At 61.7% G+C, this 21,992-nt stretch carries 21 protein-coding genes and 2 tRNA genes; 10 read left to right on the plus strand and 13 right to left on the minus strand.

Features of this window, described 5'->3' with window-relative positions:
* Window positions 1-59 precede the first annotated feature (59 nt).
* From EBS11_RS13085 to acs, 5 genes are all read right to left on the minus strand, one after another.
* Entirely contained in the window at window positions 60-926 is an 867-nt protein-coding gene (locus tag EBS11_RS13085; RefSeq protein ID WP_365955383.1) for a phage integrase N-terminal domain-containing protein, read from the minus strand.
* Between the two features lie 900 nt (window positions 927-1,826).
* Entirely contained in the window at window positions 1,827-2,048 is a 222-nt protein-coding gene (locus EBS11_RS13090) for a hypothetical protein (protein WP_230522322.1), read from the minus strand.
* Window positions 2,041-3,351 carry an integrase arm-type DNA-binding domain-containing protein gene (locus tag EBS11_RS13095; protein WP_290603397.1) on the minus strand — a complete coding sequence of 437 codons (1,311 nt, stop codon included), beginning with the start codon at window positions 3,349-3,351 and terminating at the stop codon, window positions 2,041-2,043. The genes EBS11_RS13090 and EBS11_RS13095 overlap by 8 nt, the downstream gene beginning before the upstream one ends.
* 242 nt (window positions 3,352-3,593) lie before the next feature.
* Window positions 3,594-3,684, minus strand: a tRNA-Ser gene (locus tag EBS11_RS13100).
* Window positions 3,685-3,985: 301 nt separating this feature from the next.
* Complete coding sequence (acs, locus tag EBS11_RS13105) at window positions 3,986-5,992, minus strand: acetate--CoA ligase (RefSeq protein ID WP_290603398.1); 2,007 nt, start codon at window positions 5,990-5,992, stop codon at window positions 3,986-3,988.
* 308 nt (window positions 5,993-6,300) lie between these two features.
* Here acs and EBS11_RS13110 point away from each other — a divergent pair, with 308 nt between their 5' ends.
* From EBS11_RS13110 to EBS11_RS13140, 7 genes are all read left to right on the plus strand, one after another.
* Complete coding sequence (locus EBS11_RS13110) at window positions 6,301-6,915, plus strand: YqhA family protein (RefSeq protein ID WP_131374110.1); 615 nt, start codon at window positions 6,301-6,303, stop codon at window positions 6,913-6,915.
* A 106-nt stretch (window positions 6,916-7,021) separates the two neighbouring features.
* Window positions 7,022-8,563 carry a fumarate hydratase gene (locus tag EBS11_RS13115; RefSeq protein ID WP_290603399.1) on the plus strand — a complete coding sequence of 514 codons (1,542 nt, stop codon included), beginning with the start codon at window positions 7,022-7,024 and terminating at the stop codon, window positions 8,561-8,563.
* Window positions 8,564-8,624: 61 nt separating this feature from the next.
* Window positions 8,625-9,470, plus strand: coding sequence for a glutamate racemase (gene murI, locus EBS11_RS13120; RefSeq protein ID WP_290603400.1), 846 nt, complete (start codon window positions 8,625-8,627; stop codon window positions 9,468-9,470).
* 133 nt (window positions 9,471-9,603) lie between these two features.
* Window positions 9,604-9,679 (plus strand) — tRNA-His (locus EBS11_RS13125).
* Window positions 9,680-9,860: 181 nt separating this feature from the next.
* Complete coding sequence (locus EBS11_RS13130) at window positions 9,861-10,655, plus strand: arabinan endo-1,5-alpha-L-arabinosidase (RefSeq protein WP_290603401.1); 795 nt, start codon at window positions 9,861-9,863, stop codon at window positions 10,653-10,655.
* Window positions 10,656-10,691: 36 nt separating this feature from the next.
* Window positions 10,692-11,222, plus strand: a complete 531-nt coding sequence (locus EBS11_RS13135; protein ID WP_290603402.1) for an RICIN domain-containing protein — start codon at window positions 10,692-10,694, stop codon at window positions 11,220-11,222.
* A gap of 50 nt (window positions 11,223-11,272) precedes the next feature.
* Window positions 11,273-11,512: a hypothetical protein gene (locus EBS11_RS13140; RefSeq protein ID WP_290603403.1), complete on the plus strand. Its 240-nt coding sequence runs from the start codon at window positions 11,273-11,275 to the stop codon at window positions 11,510-11,512.
* Here EBS11_RS13140 and EBS11_RS13145 read toward each other — a convergent pair whose 3' ends face one another.
* On the minus strand, window positions 11,513-11,959 hold the full coding sequence (locus EBS11_RS13145; protein ID WP_290603404.1) for a response regulator: 447 nt from the start codon (window positions 11,957-11,959) through the stop codon (window positions 11,513-11,515). It abuts the gene before it with no gap.
* 287 nt (window positions 11,960-12,246) lie between these two features.
* Here EBS11_RS13145 and EBS11_RS13150 point away from each other — a divergent pair, with 287 nt between their 5' ends.
* Window positions 12,247-14,358: a TonB-dependent siderophore receptor gene (locus EBS11_RS13150; protein ID WP_290603405.1), complete on the plus strand. Its 2,112-nt coding sequence runs from the start codon at window positions 12,247-12,249 to the stop codon at window positions 14,356-14,358.
* 108 nt (window positions 14,359-14,466) lie between these two features.
* Here EBS11_RS13150 and EBS11_RS13155 read toward each other — a convergent pair whose 3' ends face one another.
* Window positions 14,467-14,643, minus strand: a complete 177-nt coding sequence (locus tag EBS11_RS13155; RefSeq protein ID WP_290603406.1) for a hypothetical protein — start codon at window positions 14,641-14,643, stop codon at window positions 14,467-14,469.
* A gap of 45 nt (window positions 14,644-14,688) precedes the next feature.
* Here EBS11_RS13155 and EBS11_RS13160 point away from each other — a divergent pair, with 45 nt between their 5' ends.
* Together EBS11_RS13160 and EBS11_RS13165 are read left to right on the plus strand one after the other, a co-directional pair.
* Window positions 14,689-15,348, plus strand: coding sequence for an FxDxF family PEP-CTERM protein (locus tag EBS11_RS13160; protein ID WP_290603407.1), 660 nt, complete (start codon window positions 14,689-14,691; stop codon window positions 15,346-15,348).
* A gap of 257 nt (window positions 15,349-15,605) precedes the next feature.
* Window positions 15,606-16,055, plus strand: coding sequence for a hypothetical protein (locus EBS11_RS13165; protein WP_290603408.1), 450 nt, complete (start codon window positions 15,606-15,608; stop codon window positions 16,053-16,055).
* Between the two features lie 386 nt (window positions 16,056-16,441).
* Here EBS11_RS13165 and EBS11_RS13170 read toward each other — a convergent pair whose 3' ends face one another.
* The 6 genes from EBS11_RS13170 to dusA all read right to left on the minus strand — a co-directional run bounded on the left by EBS11_RS13170 (window position 16,442) and on the right by dusA (window position 21,942).
* Window positions 16,442-16,825, minus strand: a complete 384-nt coding sequence (locus EBS11_RS13170) for a hypothetical protein (protein WP_290603409.1) — start codon at window positions 16,823-16,825, stop codon at window positions 16,442-16,444.
* Window positions 16,826-17,001: 176 nt separating this feature from the next.
* On the minus strand, window positions 17,002-17,574 hold the full coding sequence (locus EBS11_RS13175; protein WP_290603410.1) for a hypothetical protein: 573 nt from the start codon (window positions 17,572-17,574) through the stop codon (window positions 17,002-17,004).
* 168 nt (window positions 17,575-17,742) lie between these two features.
* Window positions 17,743-18,069 carry an energy transducer TonB gene (locus EBS11_RS13180; protein WP_290603411.1) on the minus strand — a complete coding sequence of 109 codons (327 nt, stop codon included), beginning with the start codon at window positions 18,067-18,069 and terminating at the stop codon, window positions 17,743-17,745.
* Between the two features lie 151 nt (window positions 18,070-18,220).
* Window positions 18,221-19,978: a methyl-accepting chemotaxis protein gene (locus EBS11_RS13185; RefSeq protein WP_290603412.1), complete on the minus strand. Its 1,758-nt coding sequence runs from the start codon at window positions 19,976-19,978 to the stop codon at window positions 18,221-18,223.
* Between the two features lie 518 nt (window positions 19,979-20,496).
* Window positions 20,497-20,709 carry a hypothetical protein gene (locus EBS11_RS13190; protein WP_290603413.1) on the minus strand — a complete coding sequence of 71 codons (213 nt, stop codon included), beginning with the start codon at window positions 20,707-20,709 and terminating at the stop codon, window positions 20,497-20,499.
* A 237-nt stretch (window positions 20,710-20,946) separates the two neighbouring features.
* Window positions 20,947-21,942, minus strand: a complete 996-nt coding sequence (gene dusA / locus EBS11_RS13195) for a tRNA dihydrouridine(20/20a) synthase DusA (protein ID WP_290603414.1) — start codon at window positions 21,940-21,942, stop codon at window positions 20,947-20,949.
* Between the last annotated feature and the right edge of the window lie 50 nt (window positions 21,943-21,992).

The following is a 21,992-nucleotide window of genomic DNA, read 5'->3' on the forward strand; positions in this document are numbered from 1 at the left end:
GGCTGCACCCTTTACATATCTTCCGCCCCATGCGCTGCGGCCCTGATACAAGTGGGCGGTCATCTGCCCAGGTAGATAGACGTGACCTGTTCACGACCATGCCCCATCTCCGTCGAAATCTTCAGCCGCGCAGCGTTATCCGCCAATTTTTGCGACGCATCCAGCTGTTTGGAAGTCGCGCCGCCACAAGCTGGACTAGTTCGGCCAGTCAACTCGGCATAGCGCCGCTGCGCGTACTCATGGCGCAGCCCATGCACACCATGAACGCCAGCCTTGTCGCACTGCGCACGAAAGCGGTTCAACTGGTCCCGATACCGCAACTGCGCCGGAATCAGGCTGCCTTTTCCCGCCAGCGCCTTGGCCGCATCCAGCACCGCGCGCTGCTGCGTGGTGGTAATCGGCACCTCCCGATATTTGCCGCCCTTGGTCCAGCTATCCTGCAACCGCAGGATGTTCCCGCCATCGGCCCATCCCGGCTTGATCTTGATGCTTTCCTCGCGTCGCAAACCAAACGCCGCCTGCAGCTGCAGGGACATGCGCGTATACGGATCATTCACGCGGGCCAGCGTGTCGGCGTCCAGCACCTTCGCCTTCGAAACATTGGTGACAAACACCCGCTCCGCGATGCCATATTCGCCGTTGGTGCGCGCAATAATGTTTTCCTTGCCGATCTTCTCGGCCCACCATCGTAGGGCGCTCATGCGATTCTTGATCGTGCCGGTACTGACGCCATCCTGCTTCCACTTGTCTAGCAGCGCCGCCACATGTTTCGGTTTCAGGCTGTCCACACTCATATGCTGGAAGCCCCGTTCGGCCAGGTCGTTGGCGCACAGGGTTAATAGGCGCTCGCGGTCGGCCTGCGTCGCAAAGCTGCCATCCCGGTTGCGGTGACACAGTTGCTTGAGCTGGTAGTTCAAGTCGCGCATGGCAAAGTCATCCTTTCGATCATTGGTTTTCACATCGATGCCGCGTGGTGTAATCCTGTCTGGTAAGTGTTTCTGGCCACCCTCACTGCCTCGGCAGAAAAGGTTGAATCAAGGGCCTCGGGACACCACTCCCGTGTATGCGGTTGCTGTTACTGCCTGCCCGCGCCGCATGCGCGTGTGGCACCGCTGCGCGCTCCCGGAGGAAGCTGCCGCAGCGGGGACCAATCACCCAGGGTCCATGGAGTGCACATCGTGCACGGATCAACTTCAACTAATCAGCCCGTAGCGGGCAAAGGACATCGCAGGGCTTGCCTGCGATGCGGGGCGCCTGGCCCCGTCACTGAACACCATCACGCGGTGGAATTCCGCTTGCCGCCGGGGCCTATGCCGTCGGCGGCGCGTCGTCACTGGCAGCAAGCCGCCAGTAACGACGCGCGCACGTAGCCATGGCATGTGACGGCATACACGCCAGCATCGCACTCGCGGTGACGATACTGGCGACTCTGAAGCACATGCGCTGGCGGCAGCCGCGATGGCATCGCATCGCTGGCATTTCTGCTGACGGTGCGGCTTGCGGCAAAGCCATGCTGTGCTTCATACGGTGCGCTACCTCGCGGGGCATGCGAACCAATCGGGGCAGGAGTCTTGCTCCTGTTTGAGGAAGCGTCCATCGGGCGCAATCATCCAAGCAATCCGACTTGCGGATTGTGGGATATGAAGACGCTGAAGGCAGCGCTTTATCGTGCCGAGATGTGCATGCTTCTGCATGGCCCGGCGATATATCTAGCAGAAACTGCTAAGTATCATGGTGGCGGGTGACGACCGCAACGCCTATGCCGCTAAGCATAGGGACATGCTCGATGCATGCCCTCGTGGGAGCGATTCCCACATAAGAGAGCTTCATTCTATGCCTGATATCGACGTTTGCAAGTGGTTCGTTTCGTCAAGTGCGCTTTTCGTAGTACGCAGAATTGGGACCGGCGCGGACTGGGCTGCTGCTACTGGATTGACCGGCAGCGTTGCAGCCCGGACAAAGGCTCCGATAGCTAGTTTATGTAATTTTTCCTTGGAAGCGGTCTGCTTGATAAGCGCATCCGTGAGGCGCAGTACATACTCAGACATGGTGCCCTCCTGTTCCGCCATCCCGGCTGAACTCACCGCTGACCAGCGTTAATCTGGGCGTCTGCGGCGGCTCTCCCTTGCCGCTGACGGCATCGATGTAGTCGGCCCAATCCTGCATCATCTTGCGCCGTTCCGCCAGGAACTGCGCCCGGTCATAGGCACTGGCCACCTTGTCCTTCGGTGCATGTGCCAGTTGCCGGTCCACGACTTCATGCCGGTAGCCAAGGCGCTCCTTGATGGTGCTCATGGCCAGCGCCCGGAAGCCATGGCCGGTCATCTTGCCCTTGTATCCCATGCGTCCAAGCGCCACCAGTATCGTGTTATTGCTGATCGGCTTTTCGTGGTCGCGCTGATTCGGGAACAGGTACTTGCTGCGGCCCGTGATCGCGTGCAGTTCGCGCAGCAGCTCCAGCGCCTGGCGCGACAGGCAGACGTGATGATTGGTCATATCCGGATTGACGGTCAGCTTGCCGCGCTTCATGCGCTGCCATGGAATGATCCACTCGCCGCGCTCCAGGTCGATTTCACTCCAGGGCGTTTCGATCAGCTCGCTAGTGCGCACAAAGCACAGCAGCATCAGCCGCAGCGCAATGCGGGTCGGCGCGAACATGCGCGCTTCGTTGCGGTCCAGAATGGCCAGAAACTGCGGTAGTTCGTCGGCGTTGATAGCGGCGAAGTGTCTGGCGCGGACGGTCTTCAACACATCCTTCATATCGGTGACCAGATTACTCTCTGTGAATCCGCATTGAATCGCGTAGCTGAAAATTGACGCACATACCGCTTTCTGGCGATGGGCGATTTCGCTTGCGCCGCGCTCCTCGATCTTGCGCAGTGCAGCGATTACATCGAGGTGCTTGAGTTCATCGATGGGCCTGCGGCCAATGGCCGGGAAGATATCTGCCTCCAGCCGTTGCAGGACGTTCTTGGCGGTGCGCTCGCTCCAGGTCGGCACCTTGTTGGCGTGCCACTCGCGGGCAATCTTTTCAAATGTGTTGGCGGCGCGCTCCTTCAATCGCCGCTTGGCGTCATCGCGGTGCTTGCCGGGATCGATCCCTTGCAGAATCAGGCGGCGGGTCTCCAGGCGCTTTTCGCGAGCATGCTGCAGCGTGATTTCCGGATATGGGCCGAAGGTCAGCAGGTTGTCCTTGCCGTTGGCCTGTCGGAACTTGAAGCGCCAGATGCGCGAACCGCTTGGCGTCACCTCGATGTACAAGCCGTCGCCATCAAACAGTTTGTACAACTTCTCGCGTGGCTTGGCGTTCCTGATACGAGCGTCAGTCAGCGGAGCAATGATCTTGGGCATGATGCACCTCCACGTCAACGTGTTGAAAGAACACTATAGACAAGATGGTGCAAATTAAAAGAGTAGACGATCAAGGGTATGCCGCCGATCCCGCATCACCTACCCTAAAAAAAGCGCGATGCATTGAAATGGGCTGACACGACCTGAGACGCCGAAAAACGAAAAAACCGCTTAGAATCAAGGCTCTAAGCGGTTTTTGAGGGACTTCCTGAGACGTCCTGATCTTACTTAATTACTATCCGTGGCGGAGAGAGGGGGATTCGAACCCCCGATAGGCTATGAACCTATACACGCTTTCCAGGCGTGCGACTTCAACCACTCATCCACCTCTCCTGCAGGCAATGCGTCTACTTGCACACACTGCGTACTATTTCTCGCTTGTCGCGAAGCCGCAGATTATAGCAAAGATTCTACGGACTGCCAAAGTTATTTACCGTGGGGTAAAAGTTGTGCCTGACATAAGCCGATCAGGACCGGAGTCGGCCCCTGAAGGGCTGGACGCCCGCTCCGCCCCCGGACGTCGATTCGGGCATCGACTCCCCAGGCAGCATCGGGATGCCGGGTACGCCCAAGCCAGCCGCTGCCGGAATCCCCCCCCCCCCCCGCACAGGCCGATCCCGCAGGGACGGGCCTTCTACGACGCTTCCTTCAGCTGCTCCAGGATGGCCGGGTTTTCCAGGGTCGAGACGTCCTGCGTAATCGTCTCGCCCTTGGCCAGCACGCGCAGCAGGCGGCGCATGATTTTGCCGGAGCGGGTTTTCGGCAGGTTGTCGCCGAAGCGGATTTCCTTCGGCTTGGCGATCGGGCCGATTTCCTTGCCGACCCAGTTGCGCAGCTCCAGGGCCAGCTTCTTCGCTTCCTCGCCGGTCGGGCGGGCCTGCTTGAGCACGACGAAGGCGCAGATGGATTCGCCCGTCGTGTCGTCCGGACGGCCGACGACCGCCGCTTCGGCCACCAGCGGGTTGGCCACCAGGGCCGATTCGATCTCCATCGTGCCCATGCGGTGGCCCGACACGTTCAGCACGTCATCGATGCGGCCCGTGATGGTGAAGTAGCCCGTGTCCTTGTTGCGGATGGCGCCGTCGCCTGCCAGGTACATCTTGCCGCCCAGCTCTTCCGGGAAATAGCTGGACTTGAAGCGGTCCGGGTTGTTCCAGATCGTGCGGATCATCGATGGCCATGGACGTTTCACCACCAAAATACCGCCCTGGCCGTTCGGCACGTCGTGGCCCGCTTCATCGACGATGGCGGCCATGATGCCTGGCAATGGCAGGGTGCAGGAACCGGGCACCATCGGCGTCGCGCCCGGCAGCGGCGTAATCATGTGGCCGCCCGTTTCCGTTTGCCAGAAGGTATCGACGATCGGGCATTTCTCGCCGCCGATGTTCTTGTAGTACCACATCCATGCTTCCGGATTGATCGGCTCGCCAACCGAACCCAGCAGACGCAGGCTGGAGAGGTCGTAGTTGCTTGGATGCACTTTCGGGTCCACGTCGGCCGCCTTGATCAGCGAACGGATGGCCGTCGGTGCCGTGTAGAAGATGCTGACCTTGTGTTTCTTGATGGTTTCCCAGAAACGGCCCGCGTTCGGGTAGGTCGGGATACCTTCGAACACCACTTGCGTGGCGCCCACGGCCATCGGGCCATACGCGATGTAGCTGTGGCCCGTCACCCAGCCGATGTCGGCCGTGCACCAGAAGACGTCGTCCGGCTTGATGTCGAAGCTCCATTTCATCGTCAGCGCGGCCCACAGCAGGTAGCCGCCGCTCGAGTGCTGCACGCCCTTCGGCGTGCCGGTGGAACCCGAGGTGTACAAGATGAACAGTGGATGCTCGGCATCGACCCATTCCGGCTCGCATTGCGCGCTCTGGCCTTCGACGAGGTCGTGCAGCCACGTGTCGCGGCCGGCCACCATCGGCAGGTCGCTGCCCGTGCGCTTATAAACAACGACGTTTTTCACGCAATCGCAGCCACCCAGCGCCAGCGCTTCGTCGACGATGGCTTTCAGGGGCAGCTTCTTGCCGCCGCGCAATTGCTCGTCGCCAGTGATGACGGCCACGGCGCCCGCGTCGATGATGCGTTCCTGCAGGGATTTGGCCGAGAAGCCGCCGAAGACGACGGAGTGCGTGGCGCCGATGCGGGCGCAGGCTTGCATTGCAGCAACGCCTTCGACGGACATCGACATATAGATGATGACGCGGTCGCCCTTGCCTATCCCCTTGGATTTCAGGCCGTTGGCAAACTTGCACACTTTTTCGTGCAGCTCTTTATAGCTTGCCTTGGTGACGGTGCCGTCGTCCGCCTCGAAGATGATGGCCGTCTTGTCGCCCAGGCCATTTTCGATGTTGCGGTCCAGGCAGTTGTACGACACGTTCAGCAAGCCGTCCTCGAACCATTTGTAGAACGGCGCGTTGTCTTCGTTCAGGGTGCGGGTGAACGGCTTTTTCCAGCTCAGGTTCTCGCGCGCCAGCCTGGCCCAGAATCCTTCGTAGTCGGTTTCCGCCTCTTTCACCATGGCGTGATACGCCGCCATGCCGGAAATGGTGGCCTGCGCGGCAAATGCCGCCGACGGCTCGAATACGCGCGACTCTTCCGGTCCCTGCTGCTGCGTGCCCTGTCCTTGGTTCTCTGTAGCGGTCATGCTAGTCTCCAGTGTAGTAATTGTTTGCTAACACGATAGGCCCCGTGTCTTACGGACGCCTTACATGTCGCGTTTATGCAGCGTTTTACCCCTATCCATGCTAACCATAATCGCCTTCGGCGATGGGCGTCAAGGGCGTCCTGTGCAGTATTTTCGATGGGAAAAGCGATCCCGCGCCGAAGGTTCAATACCACTTTGGCTTTCATCAAAGCCGATATTCCAGAACCGGGCCATGCGCAGTGATCAACAGCAAGTGTAAAATGTCGGGCATGCCAAAAATTGGTATTTACTCCCCCAGGAAACCCCACATGATCGACCACCTACCACCGACCACCAAACATACCAAGCTGCATCCGCTGTCCGCCTTCATCTTCATGTCGCGCTGGCTGCAGCTGCCGCTGTACCTGGGCCTGATCCTCGCACAATGCGTGTATGTATTTCATTTCTGGGTGGAATTGTCCGACCTGATCGGCGCCGTGTTCGGCAACGATGCCGCCCTGCAGCACGTGCTGACGGCCGTCGCCGTGCCCGGCAGCGCCCTGCCGACCAAGCTGAACGAAGCAACCATCATGCTGGTGGTATTAGGCCTGATCGACGTGGTCATGATTTCGAACCTCCTGATCATGGTCATTATCGGCGGCTACGAAACCTTCGTATCGCGCATGCACCTCGATGACCACCCAGACCAGCCGGAATGGTTGTCGCATGTCAATGCATCCGTGCTGAAGACGAAACTGGCGATGGCCATCATCGGCATCTCGTCCATCCACCTGCTGAAGACTTTCATCAATGCCAATTCCTACAAGATGGAAGTGATCATTGCGCAGACGGTGATCCACATGGTCTTCATCATTTCCGCCATGGCGATCGCCTACACCGACCGCATTATGACGGTGACGCAGAACCAGGCACGACCGCATTAAACCCGAAGCCCATGGCTGCCAGCGGCGGCCATGGGCTTTTGTCATTCCAATGCAGTAACTAGTACTAGTAAAGAGTCTTACCCTTCTTATCTACCGCGAGAACACCATGACTGTCATAAAGCAAGAAGACCTGATCGAATCCGTCGCCGCAGCGTTGCAGTACATTAGCTACTACCACCCTGCTGATTACATCGAGCACCTGGCGCGCGCCTACGAGTCCGAGCAAAGCCCGGCGGCGAAAGATGCGATTGCGCAAATCCTGACCAACTCGCGCATGTGCGCGGAAGGCAAGCGCCCGATCTGCCAGGACACGGGCATCGTCAACGTCTTCCTGAAAATCGGCATGGGCGTGCGCTTCGAAGGCTTCTCCGGCACCGTCACCGACGCCGTCAACGAAGGCGTGCGCCGCGCGTACAACTTCGACGACAACAAGCTGCGCGCCTCCATCGTGGCCGACCCGCATTTCGACCGCAAGAATACCAAGGACAACACGCCAGCCGTCGTGCACATGGAACTGGTCGAAGGCAATACCGTCGACGTGAAAGTGGCGGCCAAGGGCGGCGGCTCGGAAAACAAGTCGAAGATGATCATGATGAACCCGTCCGACTCGCTGGTGGACTGGGTCATGAAGACGGTGCCGACCATGGGTGCCGGCTGGTGCCCGCCCGGCATGCTGGGCATCGGCATCGGCGGCACGGCCGAAAAAGCCATGCTGATGGCAAAAGAAGTGTTGATGGAAGACATCGACATGTATGAGCTGAAACAACGCGGCCCGCAGAATAAACTGGAAGAATTGCGTATCGAGTTGTGCGACAAGATCAACTCGCTGGGCATCGGCGCGCAGGGCCTGGGCGGCCTGACGACCGTGCTGGACGTGAAGATCATGATGCACCCGACGCACGCGGCATCGAAGCCCGTCGCCATGATCCCGAACTGTGCCGCCACGCGCCACGGCCACTTCGTGCTGGACGGCTCCGGCCCGGCCTACATGACGCCGCCGCCGCTGTCGACCTGGCCTGACGTGAGCTGGGCGCCGGACACGGAAAAATCCAAGCGCGTCGACCTGAACACCTTGACGAAGGAAGAAGTCGCTTCGTGGACGCCGGGCCAGACCTTGCTGTTGAACGGCAAGATGCTGACGGGCCGCGATGCCGCGCACAAGCGCATCCAGGACATGCTGGCCAAGGGCGAGCCATTGCCCGTCGATTTCAAGAACCGCGTGATCTACTACGTCGGTCCCGTCGATCCGGTGCGCGACGAAGTGGTGGGCCCGGCCGGTCCGACGACGGCCACGCGCATGGACAAGTTCACCGACATGATGCTGGAACAGACGGGCCTGATCGCCATGATCGGCAAGGCCGAACGCGGTCCCGTCGCCATCGAATCGATCCAGAAGCACAAGTCGGCCTACCTGATGGCCGTGGGCGGCTCCGCCTACCTCGTGTCGAAAGCCATCAAGGGCGCGAAAGTGCTGGGCTTTGCCGACATGGGCATGGAAGCCATCTACGAATTCGACGTCGTCGACATGCCGGTCACCGTGGCCGTGGATGCCAAAGGCACCTCGGTGCACAACACGGGGCCGAAAGAGTGGCAGGCGAAGATCGAGCAGCTCAATAGCGTCAGCAAGATTCCCGTGACGGTTGCTTAAACCACCATCGACGCCGCGCGGCATACCAGCGCGGCGTTTTTTTATCTCCATCGGTTCCCCCATGACTTCTATCGCAAGCAATGCCCGCCAGGACGCGCCCATCGGCGTATTCGACTCCGGCGTGGGCGGCCTGTCGGTGCTGCGCCATATCCGCGCGCAGCTGCCGCAGGAAGATCTGATTTATTTTGCCGATTCCGGCTATGCGCCCTACGGCGACAAGACGGAAGAGCAAGTCATCGCCCGCTCGCTGGCGATCACCGCCTTTCTGTTGCAGCAAGGCGCCAAGGCGCTGGTGGTGGCCTGCAACACGGCCACCATCGCCGCCATCAAGGCGCTGCGCGCGCGCTACCCGGACTTGCCCATCGTCGGCGTCGAGCCGGGCTTGAAACCGGCGGCCGCCATCAGCCGCAACGGCACCATCGGCGTGCTGGCCACGGAACGCGCCTTGCGCGGCGACAAGCTGCTGGCCCTGCGCGAACAGGTCAGTGCCGCCACGGGCGCCACCTTCATCCTGCAGCCCTGCATCGGCCTGGCCGACCGCATCGAGCAATGCGAGCTGGGCACCGACCCGCAGGACGCCACCAGCGCCATGCTGGAACGCTACATCGCGCCCCTGCTGGCGCAAGGGGCCGACACCCTGGTGCTGGGCTGCACGCACTATCCCTTCGTGCAGGACGCCATCGCACGCACGGTGCGCGCGCATGCGCAGGAAACGATTACCCTCGTCGACACGGGCGAGGCCGTGGCGCGCCAGCTGGCCCGCCTGCTCGACGCGGCCAGCCTGCGCCGCACCGCCAACGATGCGCCGCGGCTGCAGGGCTATACGACGGCCGGCGTCGATGCCCTGTCGAAAGCCTTCGCCGGTTTGCTGGACTTGCAGCCCCCCGTCGCACACCTGGAAGTCTGAGCGAAAACACCCGTTTTCAGGCAATCTTTCGATTCTTTAAAAAAGACTGCATTTAGATTTGCCACTTTGCCGAGTTCTTTGTATAATTCGGCACCTGTTCAGCAAAACAGCTAAATAGGTAAGTAAGACAGTGGTGGCTGTAGCTCAGTTGGTAGAGTCCAGGATTGTGATTCCTGTTGTCGTGGGTTCGAGCCCCATCAGCCACCCCACAGAATAAAGAAGAGCCCGGTTTTCGAACCGGGCTTTTTCCATTCCGGCGCCAGTTTTCTTCCGTCACCGATACCGGCTCCGGTATCGTTCCCCGCAAAAAATTCATTAGTGCAAATTTGACCATCGCCCTACTCTGGCATGCGGCCTGGACCGCATCATAAAAACAGCACGGAGACGACGATGAAACAATTCCTGGCAGCGCTCTGCCTGATGTTCTGCGCCCAGGCGGCGCAGGCGGTCAACCTGACGGGCGTGCCCAACGCGCACGACCCCGGTACGCTGACCCGCGACGGCGACACGTATTTCAATTTCACCACCGGCAACGGCATCTGGTATTCCACCTCGACGGACATGCTGAACTGGTCGGCCGGCCCCGCGCCCGTCTTCAGCACGCCGCCGGCCTGGATCGCCAACAAGATTCCCAACTTCGGCGGCTCGTACTGGGCGCCGGACGTGATCCACATGAACGGCTACTATTATCTGTATTACTCGGTATCGACCTTCGGCACGTCCGTGTCGGCCATCGGCGTGGCCCGCTCGGCCTCGCTGAAGAACCCCGCCTGGACGGACCTGGGCATCGTCGTGCAATCGTATGGCGGCGGCGCGGAAATCAATGCCATCGACCCGGCCCTGTTCCGCGACTATGACGGCAAGGTCTACATGTCCTACGGCTCGTTTTTCGGCGGCATCGGCTTGACGGAAATCAACCAGGCCACGGGCAAGACGACGGGCAACGTCACCACCATCCTCGGTGGCGGCGGCAAGGATATCGAAGCGCCCTACATCACGCGCGACGGCGAGTATTACTATCTGTTCGTCAACCGCGGCAAATGCTGCCAGGGCGCCGCCAGCACGTATTACGTGGAAGTGCAGCGCGCCAGCAGCGTGACGGGACCGTACAGCGGCACGCGCACGGCGCTGCCCAACCTCGATGGCAAGTACAAGGGGCCGGGCCATATCGGCGTGCTCAAGTAGGATGGCTGCAATTACACCTCCATCCACTATTACGACGTGAACGACAATGGCGCGGCCAAGCTCGACATATTGAAGATGACGTATGGCGACGGCTGGCCCAGCCTGACGCGCAATTTCACGGTGGCCAGCTGCGGCGGCATTTCCGACGGCCCCACGGTGCTGCGCTCACGCCTGAGCGGCAAGGCCCTGGCCGTGGCCGGTGCCAGCACGGTCAATGGCGCGCTGGTGCAGCAGCAGACGTACACGGGGGCAAAGCACCAGCAGTGGTACGTGGTGGGACATGGCGACGGGTATTACAGCCTGATCAACGCGAACAGCCTGCTGGGCCTGGACGACTACAACAACTCGACCACGGCCGGGACGAATATCGCGCAATGGAGCTACTGGAGCGGACTGGGCCAGCAATGGCGCTTCGCCAGCCCCGCGTCCGGCTACCAGACGATCAGCAATCGCTACAGCAACCTGACTCTGGACGTACTCAATTTGAGCACGGCGGAAAACGCGCAGATCATCCAGTGGAACCTGACCAATGCGAACAACCAGCAGTGGTCGCTGAGCCGGCCGTAGCGGAGGCGTACAAACGCGGGCATACTGGAGGAAATTAACTGAAAGACACTATGCGCGATACCGCCTACTTTTCCACCATGGGACGCTTCGTCCATGCCTGCGTGCGGCTCGAGGTACTGCTAGAGACGGCTCCCGCTGCGCTGCCGGCCGGCGTGCGGGCCGCGCAGGCAGAGCTGGCGGCGCTGCTCGCCAGGATGGTGGACGGCAGCCTGCAGCCGACGGAGGAGGAACTCGATGCCCTGACGGCGCGGGCCGAAGCGGCAATACGGGACGGGCAGGCGGCTGGCTGATCAGCCAGCCAGCACGGACTGCACCGTCGTCGCCAGGTCTTCCAGGCGCACGGGCTTGACGAGGAAGTGGCGGAAGCCCACGGCCAGCGCGTCGTCCATGTACATGGGCAGGCTGTGGCCCGTGACGGCGATCAGCACGGCGTGCGCGGTTTCCGGATTGTTGTGCAGGCGGCGGCCGATCTCGATGCCGCTGATGCCGGGCATTTCGATGTCGAGGTAGACGGCGTCGGGCACGCACAGCTTGACTTGCTCGACGGCCATCTGCCAGTTGCGCACCACCACGGCATGGTGGCCCAGCGCTTCGAGCAGCATGGCCAGCGATTCCCCCACTTCCTGGTTGTCATCCACCACCAGCAGATTGAGCTTGCGCGCGGCGGCGGCAGGCTGCTCGCCCTGGCGGCGTTCCACGGTGGAACTGCCTGGTATCGGTTCAGTTGTCTGGCTCATTGTACGTTCACGTCTGACGGCTGCAAAGACGGGAGTATACAAGAAGCGCGCGCAATGCCGCCGCACCCCAGCAATGCTGCCAGGCGGCAATCCAGCGGCCGGCTGTACCACGCTTGCAACACTTCCCCGCCGTCGTGCGACGAAAGCCGGCATTACGCAGTATGCGCAATTGACGGATAAAATGAGAATCATTATCATTCTTATCCCCTTGCGCCGGATGTCCTCGCCACGATGTTGTCGCGCCGCCCGATTGCCCGCGCAACCATCGTCATTACGGAGATTCATGCATGGCCGCCACACTTTCCCCACTGCCCTTTTCCCTGCGCCCGTGCGCGCTGGCCATCGCCCTCGCCTGCCTGGGCGCGCCTTGCGCCGCGCAGGCCCAGGAAGCCAACTCGGCAGACAACGCCGGCCCCATCCTCGAATCCATCCAGGTCAGCAGCAACCTGCTGGGTACCAGCATGGCCGCCAGCACGAAGAATTTTGCCGGCGCCCGTACGGTGGTGCAGAAGGAAGATATCGAGAACTCGGGCGCGTCCAGCATCAGCGACGTGATGCGCCGCATTCCCGGCGTGCAGATCAGCGACAACTCGGGCAGCGCCGGCAGCGCCGTGTCGCTCAACATCGGCGTGCGGGGCCTGGCCGGACGCTATTCGCCGCGCAGCACAGTCTTGCTCGATGGCATCCCGATGTCGGTGGCGCCGTATGGCCAGCCGCAGCTGTCGTTCGCTCCCGTCAGCCTGGCCAACGTGGAAACGGTGGACGTCGTGCGCGGCGGCGGCGCCGTGCGCTTCGGCCCGCAGAACGTGGGCGGCATCATCAACTTCAAGACGCGCCGCGTGCCCACCACGCCGGGCATCACGGGCGACGCCAGCGTGCGCTACAACTCGTACAGCGAAGTGGGCCAGAACACGCAGGCCAGCGTGTTTGCCGGCACCCAGCTCGACAATGGTCTGGGCCTGGCCATCCTGTACTCGGGCATCCGCGGCAGCGACTGGCGCGTGGCCAGCGATGAAAAGGTCAACGACTTCGCCCTGAAGTTCCGCTACGACCTGAGCCCCACGGCTGAAATCTACGGCAAGCTGTCCTACTACGACGTCAATTCGCGCACGCCGGGCGGCCTGACCGTGGCGCAATATAATGCCGACCCGTTCCAGAACACGCGCCGCGGCGACTTCTGGAGCGGCGAGCGCAAGGCTGTCGACATCGGCTACCTGAACGCCATTTCCGGCACGCAGGAAATGGAAGTGCGCGCCTACTACAACAAAAGTTCGCGCCAGAGCACGCTCGTCAACGCCACCAACACGGGCATGGGCCACCAGCCGCGCAACTATGAAACCATGGCCGTCGAGCCCCGCTACACGCAGCGCTTCGTCACGGGCAAGGTGTCGCAGGATGTCACCGTCGGCTACCGCTACCTGGCGGAACGGGCCGACGAGAGCGTCTACAACGTCGTCATCGCCACGGGCGTGCAGCAGGCGCCGACGCGCTTTGCCAACAATTCGACCGACGCGCAGGCCGTGTACATCGACGACAAGATCGCCGCCGGCGCGTGGCGCATCACGCCGGGCGTGCGCTACGAGCACATCAAGACGGAGCGCATCAATCACCTGCCGGCCGATGAGACGATCGACTTGCTCAACAACAAGGCCCTGCCATCACTGAACGTGGCCTACTTGCTCAACAACAATGTCACGCTGTTCAGCAACTACAACAGCTCCTTCGGCGCCGTGCAGAACACGCAGCTCAATTCGCAGTCGGGCAAGAATCCCCTGCAGCCGGAACTGGCGAAGACGGCCGAGCTGGGCGCGCGCTGGAAGAGCGGACAGCTGGCAGCCGAGGCAACCTTGTTCAACATCAAGTTCGACAACCAGATCCAGTCCGTCGGCAGCGGCAGCAACGTCACCTTCTACAACGTGGGCGCCACGCACCACCGGGGCCTGGAATCGGCGCTCGACTACCGCTTCGACAAGTCCGGCCCCCTGGCCGGCCTGAACGCCTACGCCACCTACACCTATACCAAGGCCACCCTGCAGGACGGCGTGAACGCCGGCAACGACGTGCCGTTCTACTCGCGCACCACGGATACCGTCGGCGCCCATTACCAGCTGGGCGCCTGGGGCTTCGACCTGTCGAGCACCCACCAGAGCCGCCAGTTTGCCGACGATGCCAATACCGTGGCGGAAAGCGCCAAGGGCGACGTGGGCGTGATTCCCGGCTTCCGCACGTGGAATGCCCAGGCAAAATGGCAAGTCCCGGGACAGGCGGGCCTGGAACTGGTCGCCGGCGTCAACAACCTGGCCGACAAGCGCTACTTCACGCGCACGTCCGACGCCAACCTGGGCAAGATGGTGGGCGCGCCGCGCATGGTCTACGTGCAGGGCCGCCTGATTTTCTGATGCCTGCGCGCAGCGCCTATCGCATCGATAGGGCCCTGCACGCGCCCGGCAGTCCAGAAAACCTGCATCGTTGTTGTGGCGATGCAGGTTTTTTTTACGTCCCCGATGTCACAAAAATACCGTGAGGCAAGCGCCCTCACCACCGTGTTCGCCCTGGGCCGGCGCGACGACGATTTCAACAAGGAAATCAATTGCCATACAGACACAAATCATTTCACAATTGCAAATATTTTTAGCGAGCACTTGTTCTGGAAGTGAGTTTTGGTGATATTCTTTAAATGTCATTTAGGAAATCAAATTAACTTTTAACCAACCAAAAACGGACCCCTCATGAAAACGCCTGCCACTCTCTGCACGATCGCCGCCCTGGCCGCCCTGGCCACCGCTGGCGCCGCCAACGCCGCGACCGAACTGGTGGTCAACGGCAGTTTCGAGGACAACGTCATCGCCACGCCCTGGGCCCCCGTCAGCAGCGTGACGGGCTGGACCTCGTCGGCCGGCGGCAACTCGGCCTTTGAAATCCAGAAGGGCGCCACGCAGGGCGGCTTGAGCGGCTTCAATCCCGTCGCCGCCAGCGGCACGCAATACCTGGAACTCAATACCGACCGGCTGACCTCCGTCTCGCAAGCCATCGCCACCACGGCCGGCGGCACGTATGCGCTGTCGTTTGCCTATTCGGGCCGTCCCGACACGCCGGGCGGCGCGAACAGCCTGATGAATGTCTACTGGGGCTCCACCCTGCTCACGCCCACGGCACTGGTCGGCAACACGGGCGGCGTGTGGCAAAGCTACAGCCAGAACCTGACGGCGCTCGGCTCGTCCACCGTGCTGCGCTTCGAGTCGATCGGCCCCGTGTCCTCGCCCACGTACGGCTCCTACCTGGACAATGTGTCGGTGATGGCCGCCGTGCCGGAACCGGAAACCTACGCCATGATGCTGCTGGGCCTGGGCTTGCTGGGCTTCATGGCACGCCGCAAGCCCGCCGCCTGATTCCGGCCAGCGCCGCGCCCCAGCCGCCCCGCCGCATGGCCGGGCGGCTTTTTGCATGGCGCAGCAGCTATGCATGGCATGAAATGTTGCCCTTGGGAATTAAATTGGGACTACAATAGCATCGTATCAAGCAATGCCAGGCATCGCTCCGCCAGGGCCCCTACCCCGCCCTGATCATCAGCACGCATTTTTTGAACAGGATGGCTGGCGGTGCCGGACCTTGCTTCCGCTCCCGACACCACCACCAAGCACGCACCATGTCTGAAGAAAAAACCATTACCGAAACCAGTTCCTACGGCAAGGACACGCCCGTGGGGCGTCCCGACATCGATGGCCGCGCCGGCATTTTCGTGCCCACTGCGGAATTTGACATCGACAACACCACCACCATCCGCAAGGGTGCCGGCATCGTCGGCTTCGGCAACCTCGATGGCACGCTGACCGTGTACTTCGAGGCGAACCGCTTCGATGAAAGCAACCTGCACAAGTGGGAACACAAGGCGCGCAAGGCCTATGACCGCATGGTCATGGGCGCGCCCACGGTGTCGAAGGCGAAGATCGATGCGCGCATGCTGGAACAGGTGGGCATCATCGACGGCATGGGCATCAATCTCAAGCATCCGGAACGCCTGACGCACTGGCTGACGATCTCGAACGTGCTCGACACGGCACCGGAGGCGCCCGTCGTGCGCTGGAAGAACCGCTGACCGGCCGCAGAGCGCGGCTGGGCACCGGTGGCGAGGCATTGTCCTACAAAGTGGCGGAGCGTCATCTGATGCCTGTATGCATCAACTCATCCTATGATGAGAACATGCCCGGCGCGTCCAGACGCCCCCTACCACTCAGGAGTACGACATGTCCCGCCTCATCCCGATCAGCTTTGGTGCCTTGCAAATAGGTCTGGCCGCAGCGGCGATGTATATCCTGTGCTCGGCGGACGTGCTGCACCAGAGCGCCGTGTATTTCCACTGAGCGGGCTCCCCGCTGCACGCCATGAGCGCGGACGGCCAGACGCCGCCGGCAAGCCGCGCGGCGGCGTGACGCACAAGGGCGCGCGCCGTGCCAGGCATGGCCTGGCAGGAAAAAGGAAGGACTAGCGGCGGCCGTAGTAACGGCCATGCCCGCCCCAGCCGCCGCGGTGTCCGCGGTAGCCTCCGAAGCCGAACACGAAGTCCAGGCCGATCGACACGGGCGGATTGTAGTAGTACGGCTGTGGCGCGTACACGGGGGCCGGCACATACACCGGTTGCTGCACGTACACGGGCTGCTGTTGCACGTACACGGGTTCACTCGTGTATTCGACGCGCGGGGCGCCGACGACGCTGCCCGACTGGGACGGCTCGGACGACACCGTGTGCCACTCGTACGGATTGTAGGCTGCCTGTGGCGCGCGCGTGCCGTAGTAGGCGGGGCCGGGAGGGGCCACGGCGCAGCCACCCAGGGCGGCCAGTGAAATTACTGCCAGCAGGGTTTTCATCGCAATTCTCCTGATATGTACTACCTTAATTAAGTACTATAAGAAATTACGCCGGCCTTTGCTGTGCTTTTACCGATTGTTACACCCCTACGCATGCCGCAACATAAAATGTGGCAAAGCCGCCACAAGCGGCCTGTGCTGCGGGTCCGCAGCGCCGCCCCGCCACGCATAAACGCTCAGATAAAGGGAATGTCGCAGCTGTCGATGGCCTTGCCGGCCGCATCGTAGCGCTGCACGCACACCTGGTAGCGCACGCCGTAATCCAGGTCGATCTGCTCGACCTTGCCATACTTCAATTTCCAGCTGGGCTGTACCTGCTTCTTGCCGACCAGGGCCGCCACATCCTGCGGGATGGCCATGGCCGTCTGCGTCTCGCCCTGGCGCGCATCCTGGCGCCGCGCCACGTCGATGGCCACGCCCAGCGTCAGGTCGACGCCGCCCTCCATGTAGGCCAGCGTGGGCACGCTGCGCTGCGCGCGCATCACGCCCCAGGCGCAGGACTTGCCGCCCGCATCGCATTGCTTCAGCTGCGCCAGCGGAAAATATTCGGCGGCGATCGTGCCATGCTTGACAGGCCAGCTCGTGCGCACGCCGTCACGCTTGCCGTTCAGGGGATTGTCCCAGCTCAGGCTATTGACGATGGCCACGGTTTGCCCCTCCTGCAAGCCTGCCGGCGTCCCGAGGGAAGCACAGGCGGACAGCAGCAGGCCGCTGGCGGCGAGGACGGACAGTATCAGGGTGCGTTGCATAATCAACCTCTTCTTGGCGGAAACCGCGTTGGATGCCCCGAGGGTAACAGAATCGGGGACGGTAGCGCCGTTGCCTGGCGCACATAACAAGACGGGCAGCGCCCTTGCAAGCGCTGCCCGTCGCGGGTCAGGTCGTCAGCAGGAGCCAGCCTTCCGCCGGCACCCGGATCAGTCCAGTTTCCAGGCGTAATCCACCTTGGTCCAGGTCTGCGCCGCGGCGCCGTCCTTGGTGCCCGGCTTGAACTTGCAGGCGGAAATGGCTTTCACGGCGGCCTTGTCCAGGTTCTTGAAGCCGCTGCTCTTCTCGACTTTCGAATCGGCAACGCTGCCGTCGGCATTCACCAGGAAAGACATCGTCACCGTGCCCTGCTCTTCATTCATCAGCGAGGCCTTCGGATATTCGGCCTTGCAGTTCTTCGAATCGAACGACGCCGGTACTTCGGCCGCATACGCGGCGGAAGTCACGGACACCAGCAAGGCTGCTGCAACACTCATAAAACGCTTATTCTCAAACATGTGCTTCCCCATGATTATCAGATACGGTCATTACAATTTCTGCCTGCTACGCAGGGCGCTGCTGCCGGGGCGGTAATGCGGGAATTACCTTCCTGGACAGGCAGACGGCCCTCTTCACGCCGGCTGGCGCTTAAAACTCTTCCCACTCGTCATTGCTGGTGCTGGCCGCGGCCGCCTTGCGGGGCGCCGCAGGGGCGACAGGCGCAGCCGCTTCGGTCTTGCGCGTCAGCGACTTGACCGGACGCAATGCCGGTGCCGGCTTGCGCACGGCAACGGGCGCGGCCGCCACGGGGGCCGGCACGTAGGCCGCCGGTTTTTCCTCGCCTTCGACCAGCTTGAAGATGCTGACCACGTGGGCCAGTTCGGCCGCCTGGTCCTGCAGGCTTTGCGCCGCGGCGGCCGCCTGTTCTACCAGGGCCGCATTCTGCTGCGTCATGCCATCCATCTCGATGATCGCCAGGTTGACCTGTTCGATGCCGGCGCTCTGCTCCTGGCTGGCACTGGCGATCTCGCTCATGATGTCGGTAACGCGGCGCACGCTGTCGACCACTTCGCCCATCGTCACGCCGGCCTGGCCGACGAGGCGCGTGCCCCGTTCCGTCTTCTCGGCCGAATCGTCGATGAGGATCTTGATTTCCTTCGCGGCGCCAGCGGAACGCTGGGCCAGGTTGCGCACTTCCGACGCCACCACGGCAAAGCCGCGGCCCTGTTCGCCGGCACGCGCCGCTTCCACGGCCGCGTTCAGCGCCAGGATGTTGGTCTGGAAGGCGATGCCATCGATCACGCCGATGATGTCGACGATCTTCTTCGCCGATTCATTGATCGAGCTCATGGTATCGACCACTTGCGACACGACGGAGCCGCCTTTCAGGGCCACGTCCGACGCGGTGGCGGCCAGCTTGTTGGCTTCCCGCGCATTGTCCGCATTCTGTTTCACGGTCGAGGTCAGCTCTTCCATGGCCGACGCCGTTTTTTCCAGCGCGCTGGCCTGCATTTCCGTGCGCGAAGACAGGTCGATATTGCCGTCGGCAATTTCACGCGAGGCCGTGCCGATGGTTTCCGTGCCGACACGTACCTGGCCGACGATGCCCACCAGGCTGTTGCGCATTTCCTTCATTTCCGCCAGCAGGCTGGAATTGTCCGAAGGCTGGGTGTGGATGCCGATCGACAGGTCGCCATTGGCGATGCTGCCGGCGATCGATGCCGTGTAGTCCGGTTCGCCGCCCAGCTGCTTGAGCAGGCCACGCGTGATCACCAGTGCTGCCGCCACGCCCATCGCCACGGCCAGTACGCCGAGGATGATCATGAACAGGCGCGCGCTGTCGAAGGCCTTGCGGGCATCCGATTGCATCTGCTCGTTCAGCTTGTCTTCCAGGGTGGCCAGCTGCTCCAGCGCTTCCATCCATTTTTTCTGTACCGGGCGGATTTCCTTGATCATCACGCGCGTGGCGCCTTCCGCATCGTTGGCCATCCACAGGGCGGATGCCTTGGCGATGGCCGGCATGGCGGCGGCTTCATATTCCTTGATCGAGGCCAGCAAGGCCTTTTCTTCGGAAGTCGACTCGACGGCGAATTTCTCTTCGAGCTTTTTCTGCGTTTCCTGATAGGTCGCCGTTTGCGTCTTGATACGCGCCATTTCCGGCTCCATATCGCTCGCGTCGGTCATCAGGGTCAGGATGCGCAGCGACGTGATGCGGTCGCTGACGTTGCCACGCATGTCGATCACCAGGCGGGTGACGACGTTGTTGACATTGATCACGTGATCGAGACGTTCCTGGATTTGCGCCATGCGCGCGATACCGAGGACGGTCACGGCCACCAGCAGAACCAGTACCAGGGCGAATCCCAGGCCCAGGCGAGTACCAACCTTCATTTTTGCTAAATTCATTTCGGCTCTTCGTAAATGAAACTATTGATAAGAATTTTGCCCGGCACGACAAGACGAAGGCTGCGGAACGCCGGTAGCCGCTGCTGCCTCTCGGCCAGCCGGCGGTATCCGGCCGCACGCAGCCTGAGGTACTTCCTGGTCTACAACAGCCCTGGCAACACCAGTGACTGCGAATGCAAATTTGTTCCACACACTGCAGTTTTTACACTGTTGATGGTGAGATCAACATCAAACATTCATATGAGAAATATTTGTCTATAATCAATTATAGGTGTAAATTTTGCCTCAAAGCAAGCAATAAGTGCCTGAATAAATTGCAGATTAACTTTCTTCGGGGAAATGGCAACAACGCCGTTTCTTGCCAAGCAGAAACGCCCCATTGCAGTGCGGGCGTGCGCCGAAAATGCGCATTTACAACACATGGCATAGCCTTATGACATCGTTTTCTGCGAGGCAACAGGGGGAAGGAGTGCGGCGGGTAATACCAGTGCGGCAGGCACAGGTATAGACAAGTTGAGTCAGCTGTCCCAGCTGCAATGCATCACATAGGCGTGCTCGTCCGTGCCAAAGACAAAGACGCTCCAGATGGCGCCCAATTGGCCGGCCAGGCTGCGCCGACCCGAAGATACCAGTTGGTGCCAGCGGGGCTGGCCGTCCAGCAGTTCGGCCACTTCGCGCTCGAAGCCGTCGAACAGGCGCGCGTCGAGCGGCTGGCGGTCCGCCTCGCTCATGGGACGCAGCCGTTCCAGCAGCCACTGGCGCGGCGTGCAGCGGCGCCGCCTCGAGCGGCTGCAGGGACAAGCCCTCCGACGCCACGTTCAGCGCGCGACACACGGCGTCGAGCGACGCCTGCGGCGCGACGGGCCCGAGATACTCGCACAGAAACAGGCTGCCGTCGTCCTTCAGCGCGCCGACGGCTTGCAGGTAGCCATGCAACTGCTGCGCATGGGCGTGGCAAGCGCCGCTCATCAGCCCGGCAAAGACAATCGCGCCGCCGCTTCCAGCAGCAAACGGGGGTCGCCCGAGGCCAGCTTCTTCGAATCCGACAGGGTCTGGCGGAAGCCGCGCGCGCCGGGCAGGTTTTGCATCAGGCCCAGCATGTGGCGCGTGACGCTGTTCAGTTTCAGGCGCCCCGCCTCTTTTTCCAGCTGCGCGCTGATATAGGGAATCATCGCCTCGAGCACCTGCTCGCGCGTTTTGACGGGCGCATCGTCGCCGTAATAGCGCTGGTCGAACTGCGCCATCACGTAGGGGTTGTGATACGCCTCGCGGCCCAGCATCACGCCATCGAGGTGCTGCAGATGCAGGTCGATCTCGTCCAGGGTCTTGATGCCGCCATTGATAATGAACTCGAATTGCGGAAAATCACGCTTCAAGCGGTAGGCATAGTCATACTTGAGGGGCGGCACTTCGCGGTTTTCCTTCGGACTCAAGCCTTTCAGGATGGCGTTACGCGCATGCACGATAAACGTCTTGCAGCCGGCATCGGCCACGGTGCCGACGAAATCACGCACGAAGTCGTACGATTCGCTGTCGTCGATGCCGATGCGGTGCTTCACCGTGACGTCGATGTCGACCACGTCGCGCATGGCTTTCACGCAGTCGGCCACCAGCTGCGGCTCGGCCATCAGACAGGCGCCGAAGGCGCCCTTCTGCACGCGCTCGGACGGGCAGCCGCAGTTCAGGTTGACCTCGTCATAACCCCACTTCTGGCCCAGCTTCGCGCTGGTGGCCAGGTCCGCCGGATCGCTGCCGCCCAGCTGCAGGGCCACGGGATGCTCTTCCTCGTTGAAGCGCAGATGGCGCTCCACGTCGCCGTACACGAGCGCGCCCGTCGTCACCATCTCGGTGTACAGCCAGGTATGGCGCGTGATTTCGCGGTGGAACTTGCGGCAATGGCGGTCGGTCCAGTCCATCATGGGAGCGACGGACAGGCGGCGGGAAGGCAAAGAAGAGGAAGTCATGGTGTCTACAAAAACAGGGGCTGCAAATGACAAACCCGCTGCGCGCCTCA

It is taken from the genome of Janthinobacterium sp., assembly GCF_009923995.1.
Taxonomy (GTDB): domain Bacteria; phylum Pseudomonadota; class Gammaproteobacteria; order Burkholderiales; family Burkholderiaceae_D; genus Janthinobacterium.